General features: G+C 49.3%; 18 protein-coding genes, 1 tRNA gene and 1 riboswitch. Of the genes, 8 read left to right on the top strand and 11 right to left on the bottom strand.

Annotation, left to right across the window (positions count from 1 at the left end; all coding sequences use genetic code 11):
• Nucleotides 1–12: 12 nt before the first annotated feature.
• Entirely contained in the window at nt 13–630 is a 618-nt protein-coding gene (locus tag NG665_RS04380) for a hypothetical protein (RefSeq protein WP_252672455.1), read from the top strand.
• An 81-nt stretch (nt 631–711) separates the two neighbouring features.
• Here the strand turns inward: NG665_RS04380 and NG665_RS04375 are convergent, their stop codons facing one another.
• Nucleotides 712–933 (bottom strand): hypothetical protein, encoded by a 222-nt coding sequence (locus NG665_RS04375; RefSeq protein ID WP_252672454.1) that lies wholly within the window; start codon nt 931–933, stop codon nt 712–714.
• Nucleotides 934–1337: 404 nt separating this feature from the next.
• On the opposite strand from NG665_RS04375, the gene NG665_RS04370 reads away from it, so the two are divergent.
• The gene (locus tag NG665_RS04370) at nt 1338–1529 is read left to right on the top strand and encodes a hypothetical protein (RefSeq protein ID WP_252672453.1); all 192 of its coding nucleotides are present in this window, start codon (nt 1338–1340) and stop codon (nt 1527–1529) included.
• Between the two features lie 406 nt (nt 1530–1935).
• On the opposite strand, the gene NG665_RS04365 is transcribed toward NG665_RS04370, so the two are convergent.
• Nucleotides 1936–2009, bottom strand: a tRNA-Pro gene (locus NG665_RS04365).
• A gap of 127 nt (nt 2010–2136) precedes the next feature.
• On the opposite strand from NG665_RS04365, the gene pepN reads away from it, so the two are divergent.
• From pepN to NG665_RS04340, 5 genes are all read left to right on the top strand, one after another.
• Entirely contained in the window at nt 2137–4668 is a 2532-nt protein-coding gene (gene pepN, locus NG665_RS04360; RefSeq protein WP_252672452.1) for an aminopeptidase N, read from the top strand.
• Nucleotides 4669–4746: 78 nt separating this feature from the next.
• Nucleotides 4747–5199, top strand: coding sequence for an FHA domain-containing protein (locus NG665_RS04355; protein WP_252672451.1), 453 nt, complete (start codon nt 4747–4749; stop codon nt 5197–5199).
• The gene (gene ftsR, locus NG665_RS04350; RefSeq protein ID WP_252672450.1) at nt 5196–5951 is read left to right on the top strand and encodes a transcriptional regulator FtsR; all 756 of its coding nucleotides are present in this window, start codon (nt 5196–5198) and stop codon (nt 5949–5951) included. The genes NG665_RS04355 and ftsR overlap by 4 nt, the downstream gene beginning before the upstream one ends.
• Before the next feature lie 174 nt (nt 5952–6125).
• Nucleotides 6126–6641 (top strand): MerR family transcriptional regulator, encoded by a 516-nt coding sequence (locus tag NG665_RS04345; protein WP_252674084.1) that lies wholly within the window; start codon nt 6126–6128, stop codon nt 6639–6641.
• 270 nt (nt 6642–6911) lie between these two features.
• Nucleotides 6912–7265: an RNA polymerase-binding protein RbpA gene (locus NG665_RS04340; RefSeq protein WP_252672449.1), complete on the top strand. Its 354-nt coding sequence runs from the start codon at nt 6912–6914 to the stop codon at nt 7263–7265.
• A 30-nt stretch (nt 7266–7295) separates the two neighbouring features.
• Here NG665_RS04340 and lnt read toward each other — a convergent pair whose 3' ends face one another.
• The 4 genes from lnt to NG665_RS04320 all read right to left on the bottom strand — a co-directional run bounded on the left by lnt (nt 7296) and on the right by NG665_RS04320 (nt 13478).
• Nucleotides 7296–8819, bottom strand: a complete 1524-nt coding sequence (lnt, locus tag NG665_RS04335; protein WP_252672448.1) for an apolipoprotein N-acyltransferase — start codon at nt 8817–8819, stop codon at nt 7296–7298.
• Between the two features lie 247 nt (nt 8820–9066).
• A complete protein-coding gene (locus NG665_RS04330) occupies nt 9067–11667 on the bottom strand; it encodes a DEAD/DEAH box helicase (RefSeq protein WP_252672447.1) in 2601 nt (866 codons plus the stop codon).
• A 4-nt stretch (nt 11668–11671) separates the two neighbouring features.
• Nucleotides 11672–12586: a helix-turn-helix transcriptional regulator gene (locus tag NG665_RS04325; RefSeq protein ID WP_252672446.1), complete on the bottom strand. Its 915-nt coding sequence runs from the start codon at nt 12584–12586 to the stop codon at nt 11672–11674.
• Nucleotides 12573–13478 (bottom strand): helix-turn-helix transcriptional regulator, encoded by a 906-nt coding sequence (locus NG665_RS04320; protein ID WP_252672445.1) that lies wholly within the window; start codon nt 13476–13478, stop codon nt 12573–12575. Before NG665_RS04320 ends, NG665_RS04325 begins: the two co-directional genes overlap by 14 nt.
• Nucleotides 13479–13508: 30 nt before the next feature.
• Between NG665_RS04320 and NG665_RS04315 the strand changes: the two genes are divergently transcribed.
• Nucleotides 13509–14612 carry a DUF3866 family protein gene (locus NG665_RS04315; RefSeq protein ID WP_353888232.1) on the top strand — a complete coding sequence of 368 codons (1104 nt, stop codon included), beginning with the start codon at nt 13509–13511 and terminating at the stop codon, nt 14610–14612.
• Between the two features lie 6 nt (nt 14613–14618).
• On the opposite strand, the gene NG665_RS04310 is transcribed toward NG665_RS04315, so the two are convergent.
• From NG665_RS04310 to fmt, 5 genes are all read right to left on the bottom strand, one after another.
• Nucleotides 14619–15650: an ABC transporter substrate-binding protein gene (locus tag NG665_RS04310; protein ID WP_252672444.1), complete on the bottom strand. Its 1032-nt coding sequence runs from the start codon at nt 15648–15650 to the stop codon at nt 14619–14621.
• Nucleotides 15651–15662: 12 nt separating this feature from the next.
• Nucleotides 15663–16415: an ABC transporter permease gene (locus NG665_RS04305; protein ID WP_252672443.1), complete on the bottom strand. Its 753-nt coding sequence runs from the start codon at nt 16413–16415 to the stop codon at nt 15663–15665.
• Between the two features lie 54 nt (nt 16416–16469).
• Nucleotides 16470–16588: riboswitch (FMN riboswitch) on the bottom strand.
• A 46-nt stretch (nt 16589–16634) separates the two neighbouring features.
• On the bottom strand, nt 16635–17297 hold the full coding sequence (rpe, locus tag NG665_RS04300) for a ribulose-phosphate 3-epimerase (protein WP_252672442.1): 663 nt from the start codon (nt 17295–17297) through the stop codon (nt 16635–16637).
• Nucleotides 17298–17310: 13 nt separating this feature from the next.
• Complete coding sequence (locus NG665_RS04295) at nt 17311–18771, bottom strand: transcription antitermination factor NusB (RefSeq protein ID WP_252672441.1); 1461 nt, start codon at nt 18769–18771, stop codon at nt 17311–17313.
• Entirely contained in the window at nt 18768–19694 is a 927-nt protein-coding gene (gene fmt / locus NG665_RS04290) for a methionyl-tRNA formyltransferase (protein ID WP_252674047.1), read from the bottom strand. Before fmt ends, NG665_RS04295 begins: the two co-directional genes overlap by 4 nt.
• Nucleotides 19695–19731 lie beyond the last annotated feature (37 nt).

Below are 19731 nucleotides of genomic sequence, written 5' to 3'. Positions count from 1 at the left end.
CGAAATACAGCCATGGATTCGGAGTGCGAAATGCCCTTAACCAAAGATGCCGCATATTCTTTGATGCAAATTGGCCGGCGCCCTCGTGGCAAAGCTTCGTCGGTACGCCTTGATCCCAACGCATACCGGATTCGCATAGCCAGAGAACAAGCACTTAAAGAGCCAATGCCAATCGAAAAGATAACCTGCTATGTCAATGAATTTTTAACCGCGTTGAACATGTTAGTGATTAAAGATTCGCGAATCAGCCTCAAACCAAACTCTAGTGATGCACAAATTCACGAGTTTATTGAACGAAATTTATATCAGCCGCTTCATGACAAATATGGTAACTGCTCAAATTTGGTTTGGATGAAGTTTACCCAAGATGGATATCTTGGTGTAGTAGCGGTTAGCAACGATATCAATTTTGATATACCAGCCTCGCTTGACGGTGATTTATGCACTCGCAACACTTCTGGAATTATTGTCAAATCTCTCGATAAACAATGGGATCGAAGTTTTGTGTTAGCTTTTCCATTAGTTAATATCCCTAAGGGCCTCAAACGTGGTGATATCGAGAGCGGTATCGGAAATTATCTTATCTCTAAAGAGACTGCGATCCTCGACTTTTATTCCCACCGCTACTGAACTTTTCTGCGCGTGATAATAATTTAGCAAGGTCATCATCAATTTCGCCTGGTTAATACTCTTGGCCGGTATCGAGTCTTACTACCCGGGATCGTGCCAATTCTTATCGGCGTACTTTAAGCATGTGCCTAAAGCCTGTTTAACTTCTAGCAGAGCCTGTTCAATTTTGAGTAGAGCCTGTTCAACTTCAAGTAGAGCCTGTTCAACTTCAAGTAGAGCCTGTTCAACTTCGAGTAGAGCCTGTTCAACTTCGAGTAGAGTCCTTTCACCCAACTTCCAGTCCGACTTATCGCTTTTCGCCATGATTTCGGATGCTTTACTGTCGTGAAACCGGGGTATTTGGGGCGATGACCCCGTATACGAGGACATCGCCCCAAATACCCCGGTTTTGTAACAGGCCAACCTCACCACCAACCCTAGAAACCAGACAATTCAGAATAAAACTAGGTTGAGTTAGCCTATAGTGACTGTTCACCTCGATATATTGCAGGTAGGCAGGAAGGAGAACTGATGTTGATAGCGTGGTCGGCCTGAAAACCAGCAGTCATAGACAGTTATGGGCTAGCCAATAGATCGTTGTGGGCAAGTCGAAAGATTGTTGTGGGCTAGTCAATAGGTCGTGGTCGGCAAGCCAATAGATCGTTGTGGGCTAGTAATCAGAACAAATATGGAACTTGTAGCTTATAGCCGGTTGATAACCTTGTAGCTTGTATCCGGTTGATAACCTTGCAGCTTGTATCCAGTTGATAACCACAGCAAACAATGACCCTAAGTTAGCAGCCAAGATAACCGACCGTTTCGAAGAAATACTCAGTGACAAGAAGATTAGAATGGAAGAAATCCTCAACGACAAGAAAAAGACGATAGAAGACAAGCTCAGTAACGATAAGAAAAGATGAGAAAAAGCCAGGAAAGTAGGTCGCATTCCACTCAAAGTAGATTGTGTTCCACTCAAAGTAGATTGTGTTCCACCCATTGATCAAAAATAAGAATCCAGGTCAAACACCAAAACCCTGGAGTCAGGGATCTACTACAGCCACTCGCTACGCTACGGTTCGATACTGGTCTAATATGACTGAATGCAAGGTAACAACGCTCACGAAAACGCGAAGAGGCACCCAAACGGCACGCGGCCACTATCCCACAGTTAACACATGGAATAGCACTTCAAAACAACACGATCTCGCCAGTAAGCCCAATAAGCGCCAACAAGTCTAACAAGCCGAAGCATGGGCTCGCAGGCTATAGAGTTCGAAAAACAATGGCTCTACCACTTTTCGTTGTGGTAGAGCCATTTTATTTCTGTCGGGCTAGCGGGATTTGAACCCACGACCCCTTGACCCCCAGTCAAGTGCGCTACCAAACTGCGCTATAGCCCGGTTACTCAAAGCAACGCAACAAGATTACTACACCCTGACTCACCCCGCCACTTCTAATCTTGATTCCGCCGATGCAAGCAATACTTTTGATTAGGCGCAACGACCCTTTCGGTGGAAGAATAGATGTATGAACACAGAAAATCTCTCCCGATCCGAAGCTCAGCAACGCTCAGCGGCTCTCGATGTTATCAGTCATTCCATCGATCTCAACGTCACCGAAGCACCTAGCGCCGGTGAAACATTTACCGTCACCTCACGGATCGAGATAGCAGTTCATCAAACCATTGAAACGTTTGCCGACTTCATCGGTGAAGATGCCAAACTTAGCGTCGATGGGGTAGAGGTCGATCCGCGTTTCGATGGCGCCCGAGTCTATCTACCCCCACTCCAGCCAGGCTCCCACATGCTCACCATCAACGCAACGGGACTTTATTCTACAACTGGTGAAGGCCTGCATAGATTCCGCGATCCTCAAGATGGCCAAACATACCTTTACACACAGTTTGAGCCGGCTGATGCCCGGCGCGTGTTCCCAAATTTCGAGCAACCTGATCTTAAGACTGAGTTCCGTATTTCGATCTCGGCTCCCGAATCGTGGACCATCCTTTCCAATAGTGCCGAGGCTCGCCGTGAATCAATTGGAACAAACTCGTTAGGCACCGCGTGCGTCCAGGTTTTCTTTGCGCCAACGAAACGTCAATCGACCTACCTCACAGCGTTTATTGCCGGTCCGTACGTCGGCTTCCACGATGTTGCCCACACAGCCCAAGGACCAATTGATCTCGGCTTCTATTGCCGCGCAACCTTAGCTGAGCATTTCGATCTCGACGATATTTCTACCGTTACCAAACAGGGTTTACAGACATTCCCACAGGCTTTTGGCTCAATCTATCCGTGGGGCAAATATGATTCTGTTTTCGTACCCGAGTACAACTTAGGTGCAATGGAAAATCCGGGTTGTGTTACTTTCTCCGAGGACGCCTACATTTATCGTGGCTTATCGACTCGAGCGCAACGTGCTGGACGCGCTAACACTATTTTGCACGAGATGTCGCATATGTGGTTTGGCGATTACACCACGCCAGTATGGTGGGATGATCTGTGGCTCAAAGAATCTTTCGCTGAGTTCATGGGGGCTTGGGGTTGCGCGAAATCAACTCAATACACCGAAGCCTGGGTTGATTTTGCTGGTGCACGCTTGAATTGGGCGTTAAGCACCGATCAGTTACCAACAACGCATCCAATCGTTGCCGATATTGCAGACCTCGAAGCGGCTGATCAAGCATTCGACGGCATTACCTACGCTAAAGGTGCTGCTGTGTTGCGTCAGCTCGTTGCTTTTGTTGGCGAAGAACAGTTTTTTGCTGGCGTACGTCAATTCTTTGCCGACCATGCTTTTGCCAATGCCACGCTTTCAGATTTGCTCTCAGCTCTCGAATCGTCTTCCGGACGTGACCTACATGAGTGGTCTAAACAATGGCTGCATACCACCGGTGTTTCTACAATCACCGTTGAACGCACTGAACAAGGTGTCATTTTGACTCAAACTGGCACTGATTCAGTTTCAGGTGCCTCCATCGAGCGTCCCCACCGAATCCGTGTTTCCGGTTTTTCTGCCACCAACGGCACGTTACATCGCATTGCTTCCTACGACGTCGATCTGCGTAAGACCGTGACGATTCCGTGGAGTGAGATTGGCGGGGCCGACGTCGATCTGATTTTGCCCAATGACGATTCGTTATCCTACGTCAAAGTTGCTTTTGATGATCAGTCCCTTGCCGCTGCACTATCGAATACGGTTGCTGAGCCACTGTCTCGATCTGTCATTTCCGGGCAGCTGTGGCAAATGACGTACGACGGCCTGCTCTCACCAACTCAATATGCGCAGTTTATCGACAATGAACCGTTATTATCGTCTGCATCGTTGTTGGCTCAGCGCACTCGTTCGGCACTGAGTGCTTTGCGGAACTTTACTAACATTGCGCGGCGTGAAGCTGATCTCAACGATTTCTTCGATCAGGCATTAAGAGCACGAGACCTAGCTGAGCCCGGATCTGATCCGCACACTATTTGGACGCGTACTATCGCTTTAGTCGGTGCCTATCTTCCTCAACGCGATGACGATATTGCCTTTGTTCTTGAACACACCACCGACCAGGATTTGCGATGGATGCTTCTGAGCGCGCGGGCAGTCGCTGGAACAGTTTCGCCCGCAGTTCTCGACGACGAACTTGCTTCTAGTGGCAGTGCCTCCGACGTCGTCGCTCATCTTAAGGCAATGACGTCTCTTCCTGGAAAGCGCAAAGATACATTAGAGCGGTTACTGCACGATAAGTTATCCAATGATCATCTTTCCGCAATGATCGATGGTTTTACTCAGTACGTCCATCGCGCCGAAGCTTCTCAAGCCCTCCCAGATTATTTCGATAAGATTGAAGCTATCTGGGCATCACGGAGTCAAGAATTAGCTGAACGTCTAATTTATGGACTCTACCCATTCTCAGATTTGTTACCCGGCGAGCGTCCCGAAGATAATACCGATGTCAAGGCAGCGACTCGTTGGTTGGATGAATCTCTTGATGCGCCGCCAGCATTGCGTAAAATTATTCTTGATCAACGCGATTTTCACCTGCGTTCGTTGCGTAATCAGATGCGTTAGAAAAATCGCTGAGCGAATGAATCCGGGCGGCCTTCTGGGCTAAGATATGTTATGTAATCGTGACACGAGGAGATGACGATGGACACTGCATCCAACACACCGCAACAATGGCAAGATCCTACTGCGACTTCGCGTTTTTCTGCTGTTTCTGCACCCTCAGATGTGGTCGCTTCCAGTCGCGGTTTAACTTCTGAAGATATTGCCACGATTAACGCATTGCCAGAATCTTCTGCAATTCTCATCGCGTTAAAAGGTCCCAACGTCGGTGCCCGTTTCTTACTTAATGCTGATAGCGTGATGGTAGGGCGGCATACTAAAGCTGATATCTTCTTAGATGATGTCACCGTTTCACGTAAGCACGCTGTTTTTGAGCGTGGGGCAGAGGGGTTCGCGGTCCGTGATCTTAATTCCCTCAATGGTACCTACCTCAACATGGAACAAGTTGATTATGCGCCATTAAACGATGGGGACGAAGTTCGGATTGGCAAATATCAACTGACTTTCTATGGAGCACCGAAGGTAGCTCAATGAGAGCTCAGCGCAGTAAAGTCCAACATACTCAAACTGTCGAGTATTCTACGTGGCCACATGATGTCTCTCATGAAGGTACGCTCAAAATCGGGGAAGTTCTCGCGCTACTTAGTAGAGAATTTCCGTTTCTAGCTGCGTCGAAAATCCGATATTTTGAATCCCAAGAGTTAATTTTCCCGCAACGCACTGCATCCAATCAACGAATGTTTTCGTTAGCTGATGTGGAACGGCTACGGTTCATTTTAATTGAGCAACGTGACCGATACGTTGCACTGCCGCAGATTAAGGAAATGCTTCGTCAGCTTGATGCGGGGGAGGCCACCTCTTCTCATCCCTCTCGTATGCGTGCAGTTAAGAGTGATGAAGTAACTAAGCCCTCGCCGGGCACACGGTTACATATTGATGAATTAGCTTCCCTCGTCGGTGCCTCGTACGCCGATATTGAGCGTCTTATCGAGGCTAAAATCTTAACTCCAGATTCTCGTGGGCGGCTCACATCTCAAGCTGTTGAGATCGTGCGCTATGTGCTTATGTTGGAAAAGAAAGGCATGGATATTCGGCAACTACGTGCGATCCGCCACTCGGCTCACTCACATGCTGCCCATGTTGTATCTTTGCTCGCTGCGGAACGTGCTAAGAATACCCCGCTCGCTAAAGAACGCGTTATTGCTGAATCTGGCGAATTAGCAACAATTTTGACCCACCTCTATCAGGCGTTACTTGTGGAAAACATTGACGTGGCATTGCGCTAGATGCAAAACTTCAAGTCGAACTTGAGACATGCTTGCGCAACACGCCGAAATTACTTCAAGGATATCGTTGGAAAATTCGTCGTTGGGTAATAACCTTGGAGTAGACACATTCCAATAGGAGGGGCCGTGACTGACGGTACTGCACACACCGCACACCCACAAAGAGCACAGCAAATGCTTTTTGGAGATACGCTGCCAGATCTCGATACTGAAACCGGTTATCGAGGGCCGGCAGTTTGCCGCGCAATCGGCATCACGTATCGCCAACTCGATCACTGGGCACGCACCGGCGTAGTTGAGCCTTCGATTCAAAACGCACTTGGTTCTGGTTCACAGCGCCTTTACTCATTCCGAGATGTGCTTGTACTTAAAATTGTTAAGCGGTTGCTAGACACTGGAGTATCCCTACAGCAGATCCGTGTAGCCATCACTCAACTCGCCGAATATGGGGTTGACGATCTAGCATCGGTCACACTGATGTCTGATGGGGCATCTGTGTACTTATGTACATCAAATGATGAAGTTATTGACCTCATCAATGGCGGCCAGGGCGTTTTTGGGATTGCACTCGGAAAAGTATGGCGAGAAGTTGAAGGATCTCTCAGTGAAATTCCAACCATGCGTATCCACGATGAAGTTGTTGACGAACTAGCTGAGCGGCGTAAAGCAAAACTCGCATCTGCACAATAATCGATTAGCATTGAAGGCCCACATCGTGTGGGCCTTCAACTTTACCTGAACTTGTTTCCCAGCATCTTTGATGCGCACAGCAGTAGAGGAGATGCGTTCTGGCTAGCACACTCCCTGACGTAAAGCCGCTTGTCACTCTCTCAGTAATTTGACATAATGTACATTATCGGATAGCGCCAGAATTAATTATCGCATGCTAACTGGGTTTAGTCGCAGTCAAAATGGACGTTGATAGACTTAGACTTAAGAATTCATTGAAAGGATTTACTCATGGTAGAACGCTCTTTGCGCGGTATGAAGATCGGCGCTAATTCGCTGGAGTCAGATATTGGCGTCGCTCTTGTTGAGCGACACGATGAAACATATCTGTGCGAACGAGGCCATAAATTTACCATTACATTCGCACTCGATGCGGACGTACCAGCGACTTGGGAATGCAAGTGTGGTGCGGAAGCTAAACTCATTGGCGATCATGATGAAGATGGCGATGAAAAAGTTATTAAGCCTGCACGAACACACTGGGATATGTTGTTAGAACGCCGTTCTGAAGAAGAACTCCAGGTGCTACTTGACGAGCGCCTCGAGCTTTTACGTACCGGACGCCTCTACCAACGTCGCCACTGATTTAGGCAAGCTAGAAAATTGACATAATATTTATCGGCGTCGTGCCTTGTGTGTGCGACGCCGATAAGCAATTATCGCAATGATGACCGCGATAATTGCTAGCCCATAGCCAACTTGGTGGCGTACGTCAGCGCTGCGTGCTGCGAAAGTAAGATGGTTATACAACATAACATTTTCGGTGCGAGCCTCCTGCTGGCCGACGTCGGTCCGATAACGCAACACGCCGTTTGCTTCAACGAGACCGCTTACGCCAGTTGTTGAAACCTGAATCGCACTCCGACCAAACTCCATTGCGCGAAATCTCGTCATCTCAAATTGCTGGTAAGGCTCACCAGAATCCCCAAATGAGGCATTATTTGTAGGTACTACGATCAGTTGAGCAGCCGGGCCACTCCCCGTTACCGCTTGTGAAACCAACAAGTCATATGCAATCTCGAAACAGATAGGAGTTGCTAGACGCACCTGTCCCCTGCTCGTTGGCACATCTAAATGGGCGTTAGTAGTGCCTGCTAACATGTCAACAGAAATCTGATTAATGATCTGTGCTAACCACTGCGACGAACTTTCTATAGCATCCCGAAATGGTACATATTCCCCAAACGGGACTGGATGTTGCTTTGAATACCGTCCTATTATAGAGCTATCTGGGGCCATGACGAGATAGTCGTTATAGCGCCCGTTTTCAAGATATTCTTGAGTACCAAACATCAATGGCGTGTCAAGATTGACCGCAAGATCACGCAGTAATCCCCCGGTAACCGGATCCGTTCGCATATCTCGATCCGATGTGGATTCGGGCATGACGATAAGATCTGCATCGCCTACCTGCTGCGCGAGTTCAACATGGTTTTGAGTCACTCGAAGTGCACGTTCATATCCACGTGGTACTTCTTCCTTCGTTGGGGATCCTCCTTGAACGATGCCCACAGCTATCTGACCCTCTGGACTGCCTCCCAACGGCAAAAAGAGTGGAAGCACGAACAGGGCACAAGCTAAGGCTAACGAGGTAGCCATAGTGAAAAATGATCGGGGCATCGCCACCAGAGCCTGCGCAAAAAGTATCGATATTGCCACAGCAACTAGGCCAACAAGAAGCGTTGAACCGAGCGGTGCAAGTCGAGCAAGTGGCGAATCATTAAGGGCAAATGCCACTTTCCCCCACGGCATCCCACCGAAGGGAAGCTCCCCACGGACATGCTCGATACCACACCAGGAAATAGCGGCCCATAGCCAGGCAGATTTCGGCGATAAATATGAGATTTGAGACCAAATACCCCCAACAATTGCGATAAAGAGGGCTTGACTGAGCGCTAAAGCCACTAAGGCGAACACTGTACCAGCAGCAATTGCTGCCCATGCAGTGTGTGGTAGGAAGAAGAATAACCCCCATATCAGCCCGAGTAAAAATCCCCACTTAACTGATGCGTGGTAGACGCTAACCCACAAGAAAGTAAACGCTAGCACTAATAACGGCCACCACGACATCGGAGCATGGGCTGCCCAGAAAGCCAGCCCACCAAGTCCAGCAAAAATCACTCTTAGAAAAAAAATCACACTACGCTCCACATGGGTTAGTGAAAAACAAGGCCCCCACTCGCGAACCTCGGACCGACCGTGGTCGTTTTCTATCGAACGCGAATGAGAGCCTTACTCACATCTAGTGGGTATATCGCCAAGCCTATCGATGATATCCAAAGCCCTCAACCGATTCCACATGTCAAATTATTACGATCTGCATTTACCGCGATAACTAGCGGTATGTGATAAAACCCACTAATGCCTATTATGGTTATGACTAATTCTAATTCCAATCCCAACGACGCAATAACTCACGCGCTTGATACGCACTCTGCCCTAGCCAATTATCAGAACCAATCTCTACCAATTGCCCCAGAAGATCTATAAGACGCCGGTTAGCGTTAATGACATCACCTACAGCTATCTTTGACGAAGCAACAGCTACTTCCAAATCTGCACCACCGGCAAGTAGCGTAAAGGCATCAATCCCACCAGGAGTAGGAACACCGGTGCGTACAATCCCAGCTTCGGACTCACGCGCGAGCAGGTCTTGAAGATTAGCTTCGATACGCTCCCAGGCTGCGCGCAATTGCCCATCGCGAGGAAGTTGAGAAGAAAAGCGGCGATCACATAACAAGGCAGAACAAATACCTGCAAATTTAGCTGGCGAAAGCTGCGAAAAAATCGGCTCCGACATGCACATTACCGTCAGTGCATCAGCTTCACTATGTATTCCTTTAAGTAATTGCCCACCCACACTGAGCTTTACGCGATCGCCGTCGAACCGTAAATAATGTAGGCGTTCCAAGACACTCACCGTTGCGTCAAATTCGCGCGCAACCGAACCTTCGTAAGAATCACGCAACGAAGTAAGCTCACGCTTGCGCTCAATTAACGTCACATATTCACTCCCCTGGCGTTGATGCTCATAGCGCTGGGGGCAGGCATGAACCGGATGGGCCTGCACTACTGGAGATTGCGGAACCGCATACCTATCCCATGACTTTTCAAGATCGGCGTCGAGGTCAAGATCAAGACGTTCACGAATCCGATCCTCAATCAACTCCGCAATATCATTGCGCACATTAAGATCACGAACCGAACGCCCAAAAGGTATATCAACAAACCCTAGCTCGCGCATCTGGGAAGAAAGATCATCGCGGCGCAGCCAAAAGAGTTCACCATAGACGTCAATCATGCGTATCTTTCGTGGTGAAACTGATAACGCGATCGCATAATCAAGTTCTCCCCCGCGAGCAAAGGCGTAAAGCATCCCGGTAATAACTGCATCCCAAGACGCATCAACTTCGTTTTTATACGCTTCTTTTGCCCGACGTCGTTGTGCCTTCGAAGCCCGACCAGCTGTATGCACCAAATCCAGATACTCAGTAACTGAACCGTGTTCACAAAGCGCGTCCAGCTCACGCGATAGACGCTGAATACGCCGTTCTATGCGTCCGAGTTTCGCCTCGATTTTACCCAAATCAGCATTCTTTTGATATTGCGCAAACGATTGCCCCATAATCGCACGCGCCTCGTTATACGTGTGGAAACTCAGTAAATTAACCACCGTATTATACGAAGGGAAGAAAGCCGATAGAAGTTGGTCAACTTCTCCAGAGCCGATCCGCACAAGATGGTCGATATCAAGATCTGGAGTGGCAACTACGATGGCATTCCCATGGCTATCTTTCCCACGCCGACCTGCACGACCGATCAGCTGAGTATATTCTGTTGCCCCAATCGATACGAAATCTTCGCCATTCCATTTAATTAAATCTTCGATAATCACCGTACGCACCGGCATGTCGATACCCAATGCTAAAGTCCCGGTGGCATAGACGAGTTTCAACAACCCCGCATCCATCAATTCTTCAGCAAGCTCTTTGATAGCCGGAAACATTCCGGCGTGATGGGCGGCAAAACCACGCGATAGCGCTTTAGCCCAGAATCCGAAACGAATCGTGCGCGCATCCGCCTCACTGAGGGAAGCCTTTAATAGAGTTAATCGACGTCGAATTTCGTCACTTTCGTGGCGCGTGGTTAAGAAAATATCTGCGTCTAGCAAGTCAGCAACGGCCTGATCGCAGCCCTTACGAGAAAAAATAAAATGGATCGCTGGTAGCATCTGTCGGTCTTGAACCATGCCCAAGACGCGGCGACGTCGTGGCGCTGGCTTGGCTCGGCGTCGTCGCGAATCGTTGTCTGACGAAGTGCGTTTCGGGCGATAGGCTGGTTGCCCGGTTTCGTCAAAAAGGCGAACAATCGATCCTTTGGTGGCCACGTACTGTTCTAATGGCACTGGACGTACCCTACTGGTAATAACCTCAGTATGGCCGCGAACCGAGTTTAACCACGAGGTAAACTCATCAATATTGGCAACTGTTGCTGACAAGGAGACAAGGCGAGCTGACAGCGGTAATTGTAAAATAATTTCTTCCCACACTGGCCCGCGAAACGGATCGCCCAAAAAATGGACCTCGTCTAAGACAACATAACCAATATCGGCGATCTGAGTATCATGAGCAAGTAGCATATTGCGCACGACTTCGGTGGTTACCACCAAAATTTGTGCCTGACGATTAATGACGACGTCGCCAGTAATTAACCCAACATATTCCTTGCCATAGCGAGCTTGCAAATCCTTAAATTTTTGGTTCGACAACGCTTTTATCGGCGCTGTATAAATGCAACGACTCGATGAAGCCAGCGCAAACTCTACCGCGCACTCAGCAACAACAGTTTTACCAGAACCAGTTGGGGCACTGACAAATACATCTCGGCCTTTGCCCAAGGCGTGCATAGCCTGGATCTGGAACGTATCAAGAGTGATACCACGGTCTTGGTACTGGTCGATAATATGGTCAATAACGCGATCTAGCAAACAATTATCCTTCTACTGGCTCGACGCGTTGGACAATCTCGCCCAACCGCACTAACAAGGAAAACAACCACTGATGGGAGCGAACAGGAAGCTCAATAATATCGAAATCTCCATCAACGCCCACTAAGAGCGCATCAGGGACTTCCTCACACACCCACCGTGCTCCCGGGCCACACACTAACCGGATACGCTTACCCTCCACCTTATCGGAGGCGTTAGCCTGAGAAGACACGTTGCGCACCAGCCGTGCCGAAACAGAACCAGTGCCCAATCGGGCTCGAGTAATACGGTCAAACCGATACCTGCGCACATCTCCGACGTCGTTAGCCGCAATAAGCAACGGATACGGAACATAGCTTAACGATACTGGCTGCACTTCAATCTCGGAACGCTCCAAGCGCCCAGTGACATTTTTCCAATACTCGATATGGACCGAACACCGTTGAGTTAGTGCGCAACTCAAAATGTCAAGGACTTCCGGTGGTGCTTGAAGTTGCGGAGCGGGCCACAACACTGATTCGTATCCTGCATCAGCCGTTGCCGCCACAACTCGTTCCCGAAAAGCAACCAATGCCTGGCCATCGTCACGATCGGCAGAGAGCATCGCAATATCAGTAGCCCCCAAAAGTGAGACAATCTCGGCTAACGATAAGGTCAGCGAACTATTTTCGCTCATGTCGGCGGCGTAAACGAACGAATCCGCATCCGGTTCTTCATCAGCAATCCAAATATCAAATGGGGTATCAAAGAACGAGCCACTAATCAGTTCAACGGTTGATAACTGCTCTATCTCCGCGCGCATAACCTCCCACGAGGTACCAAACCGGTGGGCTAACTCGCCAAGAGTCACCCCTGATTCACTCTGCAAAAACTCAGCGATAGCGCGTTTGCGAGCCAATGAAAGATCACCAAATCCCATTGAGCACCTCATGTACATGGTCGATTCGTTGGTTGACGTCGTCGCGAAGCCACGCCGGCGCAACAATGCGGGCAGCATCTGCATGAAAGAGAACATCGTCGACGATATCCCAACGATCGGCTGCTGGGAATCTGACGATCACACCGCCATCGTGATGTGCAATAATCTGGCCGCGCTGGGCTAGTGGCATCGCCGGATCTGCAACAAATACCTCAATATCAACAGGTGACAGCGTTGAATCAAAGTTGTCTTTTCGCTCGATAGTCACCGGTGAGTCAAGCATTATCACTTTCCCAACGATGCGCGAGAGCTTAAACGTCCGCGCATCTCCTGCTACAGGGCTGCCATCTCGTTCGATTACTGCCGCTACCATATAAAATGCTCCGAAATGGACCTCAATCCGCCACGGTTCAACGATATAGTTAATGTTTTCGTCCCGTTTGGTATAGGTGAACGAAATTTGGGTGTGTTGGCCGAGTGCTTGGGCAATATCGACTACGCTATCACCATAGGGGACTTTTAGTTTGTACGCACTCATTTTGTCAGTGACGATGCCTTGGCCTAAAGCTTTCGTAGCAGCATATTGTGCAAATGCTTCGACGTTGTTACGCCGCTTGGTACCTAAAAGGCGGCGAAGAATTGTTAAATCTAAATCTTGAAGGTCTACCGCAATTCGATGAGAAGTATCGACGCTATAACGATAGTCTTTATCAACCCGCACGACCGTTCCCGATTCACGCAGTATCTGAATATCACGTTCTATCAAGCGCTGTTGCGCAATGCCGTGATGCCCACGATAGGCGGGCAACTGTGCAATCTGGTCAATCGTTGCACGCTGGCGTGACAACAATGTAAGGAGAGTAAAACGACGTTCTTCTGCAGACGTAGGCATACTCTAACTCTAGTGCACTATGGTTAAGATATGATGATGTACAGGCAAGGTAAAATTATTTCACTGCGCCAACAGTGGGGGCAGGCGTGCGAATACGACGTTCGTTTAGATGATGGTCGCACAGTTCGTGCCTTGGGTTATGTTCCAATTGTTGGGCGTCTCGACGTCGATGAGACAGTTATCCTGTCTGCCTCGGCATTCGAGCGTGGTTTAGGAACCGGCGGATACATGATGATCGTCGTCGCGCCAGACAACCTTCCAGCCGATCCTCCCCCACAGCCAGGGCATATTGTCAAAGCACGTTACACTCCCCAGCAGTTCATGGTCCAAGGTGTTGATGAGCAAGAATCTCAATATCACGACATTCTTGCCAATGCCGATTCGATTGCTGGTATGCCTGTTGTTGTTGCTGATCTTCACTCAGCGCTTCCAGCTATCGTTGCGGGTATTCGCCAGGCAAATCCTGAGCTTAAGATCGCTTATGTGATGACAGATGGTGGCGCACTTCCGGCCTGGTTTTCTATGGCCAGTACGCGGCTAACTGAACTCGGTCATATCTTGGGAACTATCACGTGCGGGCAGGCTTTTGGTGGCCAGCTCGAGGCCGTCAATGTGCATAGTGCGCTTCTAGCGGCTCACCATATCTGGAATGCTGATATTGCTATCGTGGCGCAAGGACCCGGAAATTTAGGGACCGGGAGCAAGTGGGGATTTTCTGGCCTGGCTTGCGGGGAGACATTGAACGCAGTAGCCACCTTAGGCGGCCAACCGATTGCATGCCTGCGGCTTTCTAATGCCGATAGCCGAGAGCGCCACTATGGTATTTCACATCATTCGCTTCGTGTCCTGTCCGACGTCGTTAAGGTGGTGTGTGATGTTGTAGTACCTGAGTTCACCTCTGACCTCAACGGGTTAGTGAGCGAAAGCTGGCAAGCAAGATTAGTTTTTGGGGTTGAAGAACTGGAGAAGCTAACCTACCCCATTATTCACCGCGTGCGTATTGATGGCCTCTATGGTGCGCTAGAGAAATCTCCGGTACCCCTTAAAACGATGGGACGAGGTTTAGATCAGGACGTAACCGCTTTCATCGCAGCTGCAGCTGCGGGACGGTTTGCAGCCCAGCAACTGGTATGACGTGCCTCAGGGCTGTTTTGCTGCTTGGCTGAGTTTGACAACTTCGGCACTAAACACGTTCAGCGGCGGTACGGCTTTGTCGACGATGCCGGCTTTGGCTAAGAAGATCGACATCTCCTCCCAAAGCTGTGGATCTTGGTGTCCGAACTGCGCGTTGCCAGAATATAGCTTGAGCGTTGCTTGGAAAACTTCGGTGGCTAGTGCGCGCTGGTCAGGATCTGCCAGGGACGGAACATGCTTAGCGATAAGATCCATCGCCGCTTGCGGATCTTCTTGGGAGTCTTTGACGCCTTTTTCAATTGCACTCAAGATTCGGGCATAGACTTTAGGGTTCAGGTTCGTCTTCAACGATCCCAAGCCAGCCCCAACGAGTGGAATCTCACCCTTAACTAGCGGAATTTGTTCGACGTCGAGTCCGGCGTTTCGTATGGCGATAAGGTCATTATTTTCAAAGCCGATAATAGCATCGACCTGCTGTGAAACTAATGCAGCTACTTGGGTGTAACCGATGTAGCTGGGGGTGACTTTCTGGCCAAGATTATAGCTATCTTGCATTGCTAATAGCGCATAATAATTCTCGCCATACGGCCCAGGTAAACCAATTTTCTTCCCTTCGAGATCTGCTGGCGTCTTGACTCCGGCGCTTTTGGGTACTATGAGCGTCACGGGATAGTTTTGATACAAAGTAGCCCAATTAACGACGTCGATTCCTTGCGAACGAGCTTGCATCATCTCGGTTGCGCCTGCAAAGACAATATCCTCAGCACCAGATTCTAGGGCGCCAAAGAGGGCTTCTTGGGCACCGTGATGGCGAAGAGTAACATCGACTCCGGCTTCGCGGAAATACCCCTTTTCGAGAGCAACATAGATCGGCCCGAATTGCACGTCCGGAATATAGGTTAGTCCTAGCGTAATTTTGTCGAAGTCTTGGCTGGTAGTCGACGATTGAGAACTGGGCTTAGCGGTGCTTTGATGACTGCATCCAGCTGCACTTACAGCAATGAAGAAAGCTAAGAGCACGGATATTATTCTTTTCATAGTGGTTCCTTTTTATGAAATTTTAGTCAATATCTTTATCTCTAACGCCCGCAATGTTAGATACATGGCGATAGCTAAAAGTGCCAATATTGTTATAGTGGCAAACATTCCAGCAGCATCATTCAGATGTTGAGCGGTGGTAAGTTCAATCCCCAATCCACGTTGTCCGCCAATGACTAGTTCTCCAACTACGGCTCCAGTGATTGATAAAGTAAAACCGGTACGGATCCCGGCAAGGATGGCCGGTGATGCCAAGGGAAGTTCGATACTCGTCATCAACCGCATTCCGGAGGCTCCATCAAGACGTGCGGCATCGAGAATATCTGAATCTACATCACGTACCCCAACGGCGGTGTTAATGATAATGGGGAAAATAACCATCAGTACACAAAGAATAACGATAGGCGTTGTCCCATAGCCGACCCATAATACCAGCAGTGGAGCAAAAGCTACGGCAGGTATTGCTTGGGAAGCTGCCAAGTAGGGCTCTAATGCTGCACTAAGTGCTCGATTATGTGTGATGGCAAAACCTACCGGAATTCCGATAACTGCGGCAATGAGTGAACCGATAATAGCGATACGTATAGTTTGCCAAGCTGAAGCAATGAAATATCCTTCGCCTACACCCCGCAAAATTCGCACAAAAACACTATAGGGATCAGGAAGTGCAAATGGGCTGATGATCTGTAGATAACTGATCATAAACCACAGCAGAATGAGCACGAATGCGACCACAAGTGGCGCGATAATTCTGCTGTTTCGCATAATGTCCTCCCCGTAGGCACCGGGGAAAACTTGGGCACGCACAATGATGCCACCAAGCTACTCCTACCATCCGGACTTTAACCGTCGGTTTGGGAATTTCACCCAATCAACCACTTTCGTGGGTCGCGGACTTTAACCGCCGGTTCAGACTTACACTGACCCCGGAGCACTAATTTCACATTATTCCACGTTTTTCAACGAGAACCAAAAGTTTTATGCTCAGTGCTGATGGCGCATAGCTAACTCGCGCAATGCATCGATTTCAGCGTGTGTATCGGGAGAGCGGTAGACTGCCGATCCGGCCACGAAAGTATCTGCTCCAGCTTGCGCAGCCGCCTCGATTGTAGAACGGGAAATACCGCCGTCAACCTGGATCCAAACATCAAGGCCCCACTGGCGAACTGCTTGCTGGGTACGCGCAACTTTGGGCATCATCGTATCGATAAATGACTGCCCGCCAAATCCTGGTTCGACTGTCATAATTAAAATCATGTCGAATTCGTTGAGAATCTCAAGATATGGCTCGATTGCGGTTGCAGGTTTAACTGCCAATCCAGCGCGAGCTCCCATAGCTCGAAGCTCGCGAGCTAGCCGTAGTGGTGCTTGGGCTGCCTCGGCGTGGAACGTTACCGAAGCTGCACCTGCTTCAACAAATGATGGTGCCCAGCGATCTGGATCTTCAATCATAAGATGAGCGTCGATGGGAATAGGAGAAACCCGTGAAATAGCTTCAACGACGGGAACGCCCATCGTTAGGTTAGGCACGAAATGGTTGTCCATAACATCTACGTGCGCCCAGTCAGCATTGGATATTTTACCGAGCTCACGTTCGAGATTCGAAAAGTCGCTGTTGAGGATTGAAGGATTAATTCGAATTCCCATGAAATACTCCGTATTAGTCTGTTGTGGACAATGGTTTTGCGATCAAAACCAGATACATAGCATCAGAATTATGCAGGTCTGGCCAAAGTTGAAGTTCCCCATTAACGCCCTGAAGCGCGATACGCGATTGCGTCGAGGCGATCGCAGGGGTATCTAACCGGATTGCATCGGGATGCTGTTGAGCAAAAGCATTAATGATATCTGAGGTTTCGCTCAGATACGGGGAACATGTGGAATAGGCAAGCACTCCCCCAGGACGTAATGCACTCCAGCCAGCTTCCAATAGTTGTGCTTGGAGCTGAGCCAAATCGAGTGCATCTCCGGCTTCTTTACGCCAACGGGCTTCGGGACGACGGCGTAATGCCCCAATTCCAGTGCACGGAGCATCGATGAGAACGCGCGCATAACCATGAGCCGGAATAATCTCGTGGCGATTTTCGGAACCGAAATCCCGGGCGTCGCCGTGACGCACATCGACAATATCGCTCCATGGCTGAACTGAATCAAGAACTAGTTCTAAGCGATGGCGATGGAGTTCGTTAGCATGGATACGTGCTCCGCGCTCACGCGCAATTCCAGCTAACGTTGCAGTTTTTCCACCTGGTCCAGCGCACATATCCAACCAGAGATCATCTTCAGTTTCTAGTTGCGCTCCAGCTAAAGTTTTAGCAACAAGTTGAGAACCTTCATCTTGAACTCCAGCGAGTCGATCCTTAACTGCGAATACACGATGCGGATCGCCTCCTTCGAGCAATAACGCATCATCAACGAGATAACCCGGGCGCGATTGCATGTGACCACGCTCGATATCGTTACGTAACTGGGCAACGCTCAGCCCGCGAGCTGCAAGAGCAACCGCTGCCGGTTCATTATCTGAACGCAATACACTCAAGATATCCTTATGGGTTCTGCCATGATACTGCAACGCTTTATCTAACGCGCGAACAATCCACTGTGGATGAGAAAACCAACTAGAGAGAAAAGCTACTGAATTTACTTTGTCTGCAGCATCTCTTTTGAGTTGTTCTTGCCATTGCGAAAGCGAACGTTCGCTAACGCGGCGTAAAACTGCATTAACTAAGCCGGCAATCCCCTGCGATAATTCATTGCGCGCAATAACTACTGTTTCGTTGATTGCAGCATGGGGTGGAGTACGAAATTCCAGGAGTTGGTGAGCTCCCATTCGCAGTAAAACTCTTACCTCAGTATCGAGATCCGAGATCGAACGACCGTTTGTACAGTGCGCAATAATCGCATCCCATCGCCCCTGTAGACGCAACGTTCCATAACACAGGTTTGTCGCATACGCAGCATCTTGTTTATTTAAATGTGCACGGCGGATTTCGCGTGGCAAGGCTAGATTTGCATACGCACCTTGGCGTTCAACATCCATAAGTACGTCAAAAACGACTAGTCGCGCTTTATCACTGGCACCTCGACCTGGTTTCCAGTTTGTAGGTCGTTGGGAATTCACAGCTGGACTCCTTCGACATCAAATGACAATGTTTGTGCCCCCAGGCCACGCACCCAATCGGAGGCTGCCATCATTTTCTTACCAGCTGGGGTCACCGTAGAAAGTTCAAGAGCAGTTGTTGCACTACCTACAAGAACTCTCTTGCCCATCACGATGTGACCGGCAGGAATATCAGTGACATCAGTGATGGTCACTGGCCCGAGCTTTACACGCTGCCCATCACGAAGGGCCCACGGACCAGGCTGGGGAGTGTATGCGCGAATATGGGCATCAATCTTGGCCGCATCCCACGAAAAGTCTATGTACGCATCACTCGCCGATAATTGTGGCGCCACCGTCACCTCACCTTCTTGAGGTACAGCGTTGGCGTTGCCTTCTTCGATAGCAGTTAATACGCGAGCAAGTTGGTGTGCACCAGATTGGGAAAGTTGGGTTAGCAACTCCCCGCTTGTCTGGCGGCCAATCGCTACTTCTTCGACGTCGAAAACTGGTCCGGTATCAAGACCGGTCTCTATTTGAAAAACACTAGTACCAGTTGTTTGGTCTCCGGCAGCAATCGCGTATTGAACCGGAGCTGCGCCACGCCACCGTGGTAACAACGAATAGTGGAGGTTAATCCAACCATAACGAGGCACAGAAAGGAGATTTTCTGGTATCAATAACCCGTAGGCGACGACGGCGATCGCATCAGGAGCTAAGTCAATGAGTTGTTGCTCGACGTCTGGATTTCTAAGCGACGACGGCGTCAATACTGGGATTGCGCGTGAGCGTGCAGCATCATCAACTGCCGAAGGAGTAAGGATCTTCTTGCGACCAACCGGAGCAGGTGGACGTGTTAAAACCGCGATCACCTCGTGATCTTGGATAAGACGATCCAGCGAAGGAATAGCTGTAGCTGGACTACCAGCAAAAATTATACGCACGCTAACAGTTTATCTTTCTTTTTGATCTGACTTGAGG

Source organism: Arcanobacterium pinnipediorum, assembly GCF_023973165.1.
Classification (GTDB): Bacteria; Actinomycetota; Actinomycetes; order Actinomycetales; family Actinomycetaceae; genus Arcanobacterium; species Arcanobacterium pinnipediorum.
The sequence above is the reverse complement of the archived record's forward strand: the minus strand, read 5'-3'. Positions and strand labels throughout refer to the sequence as shown.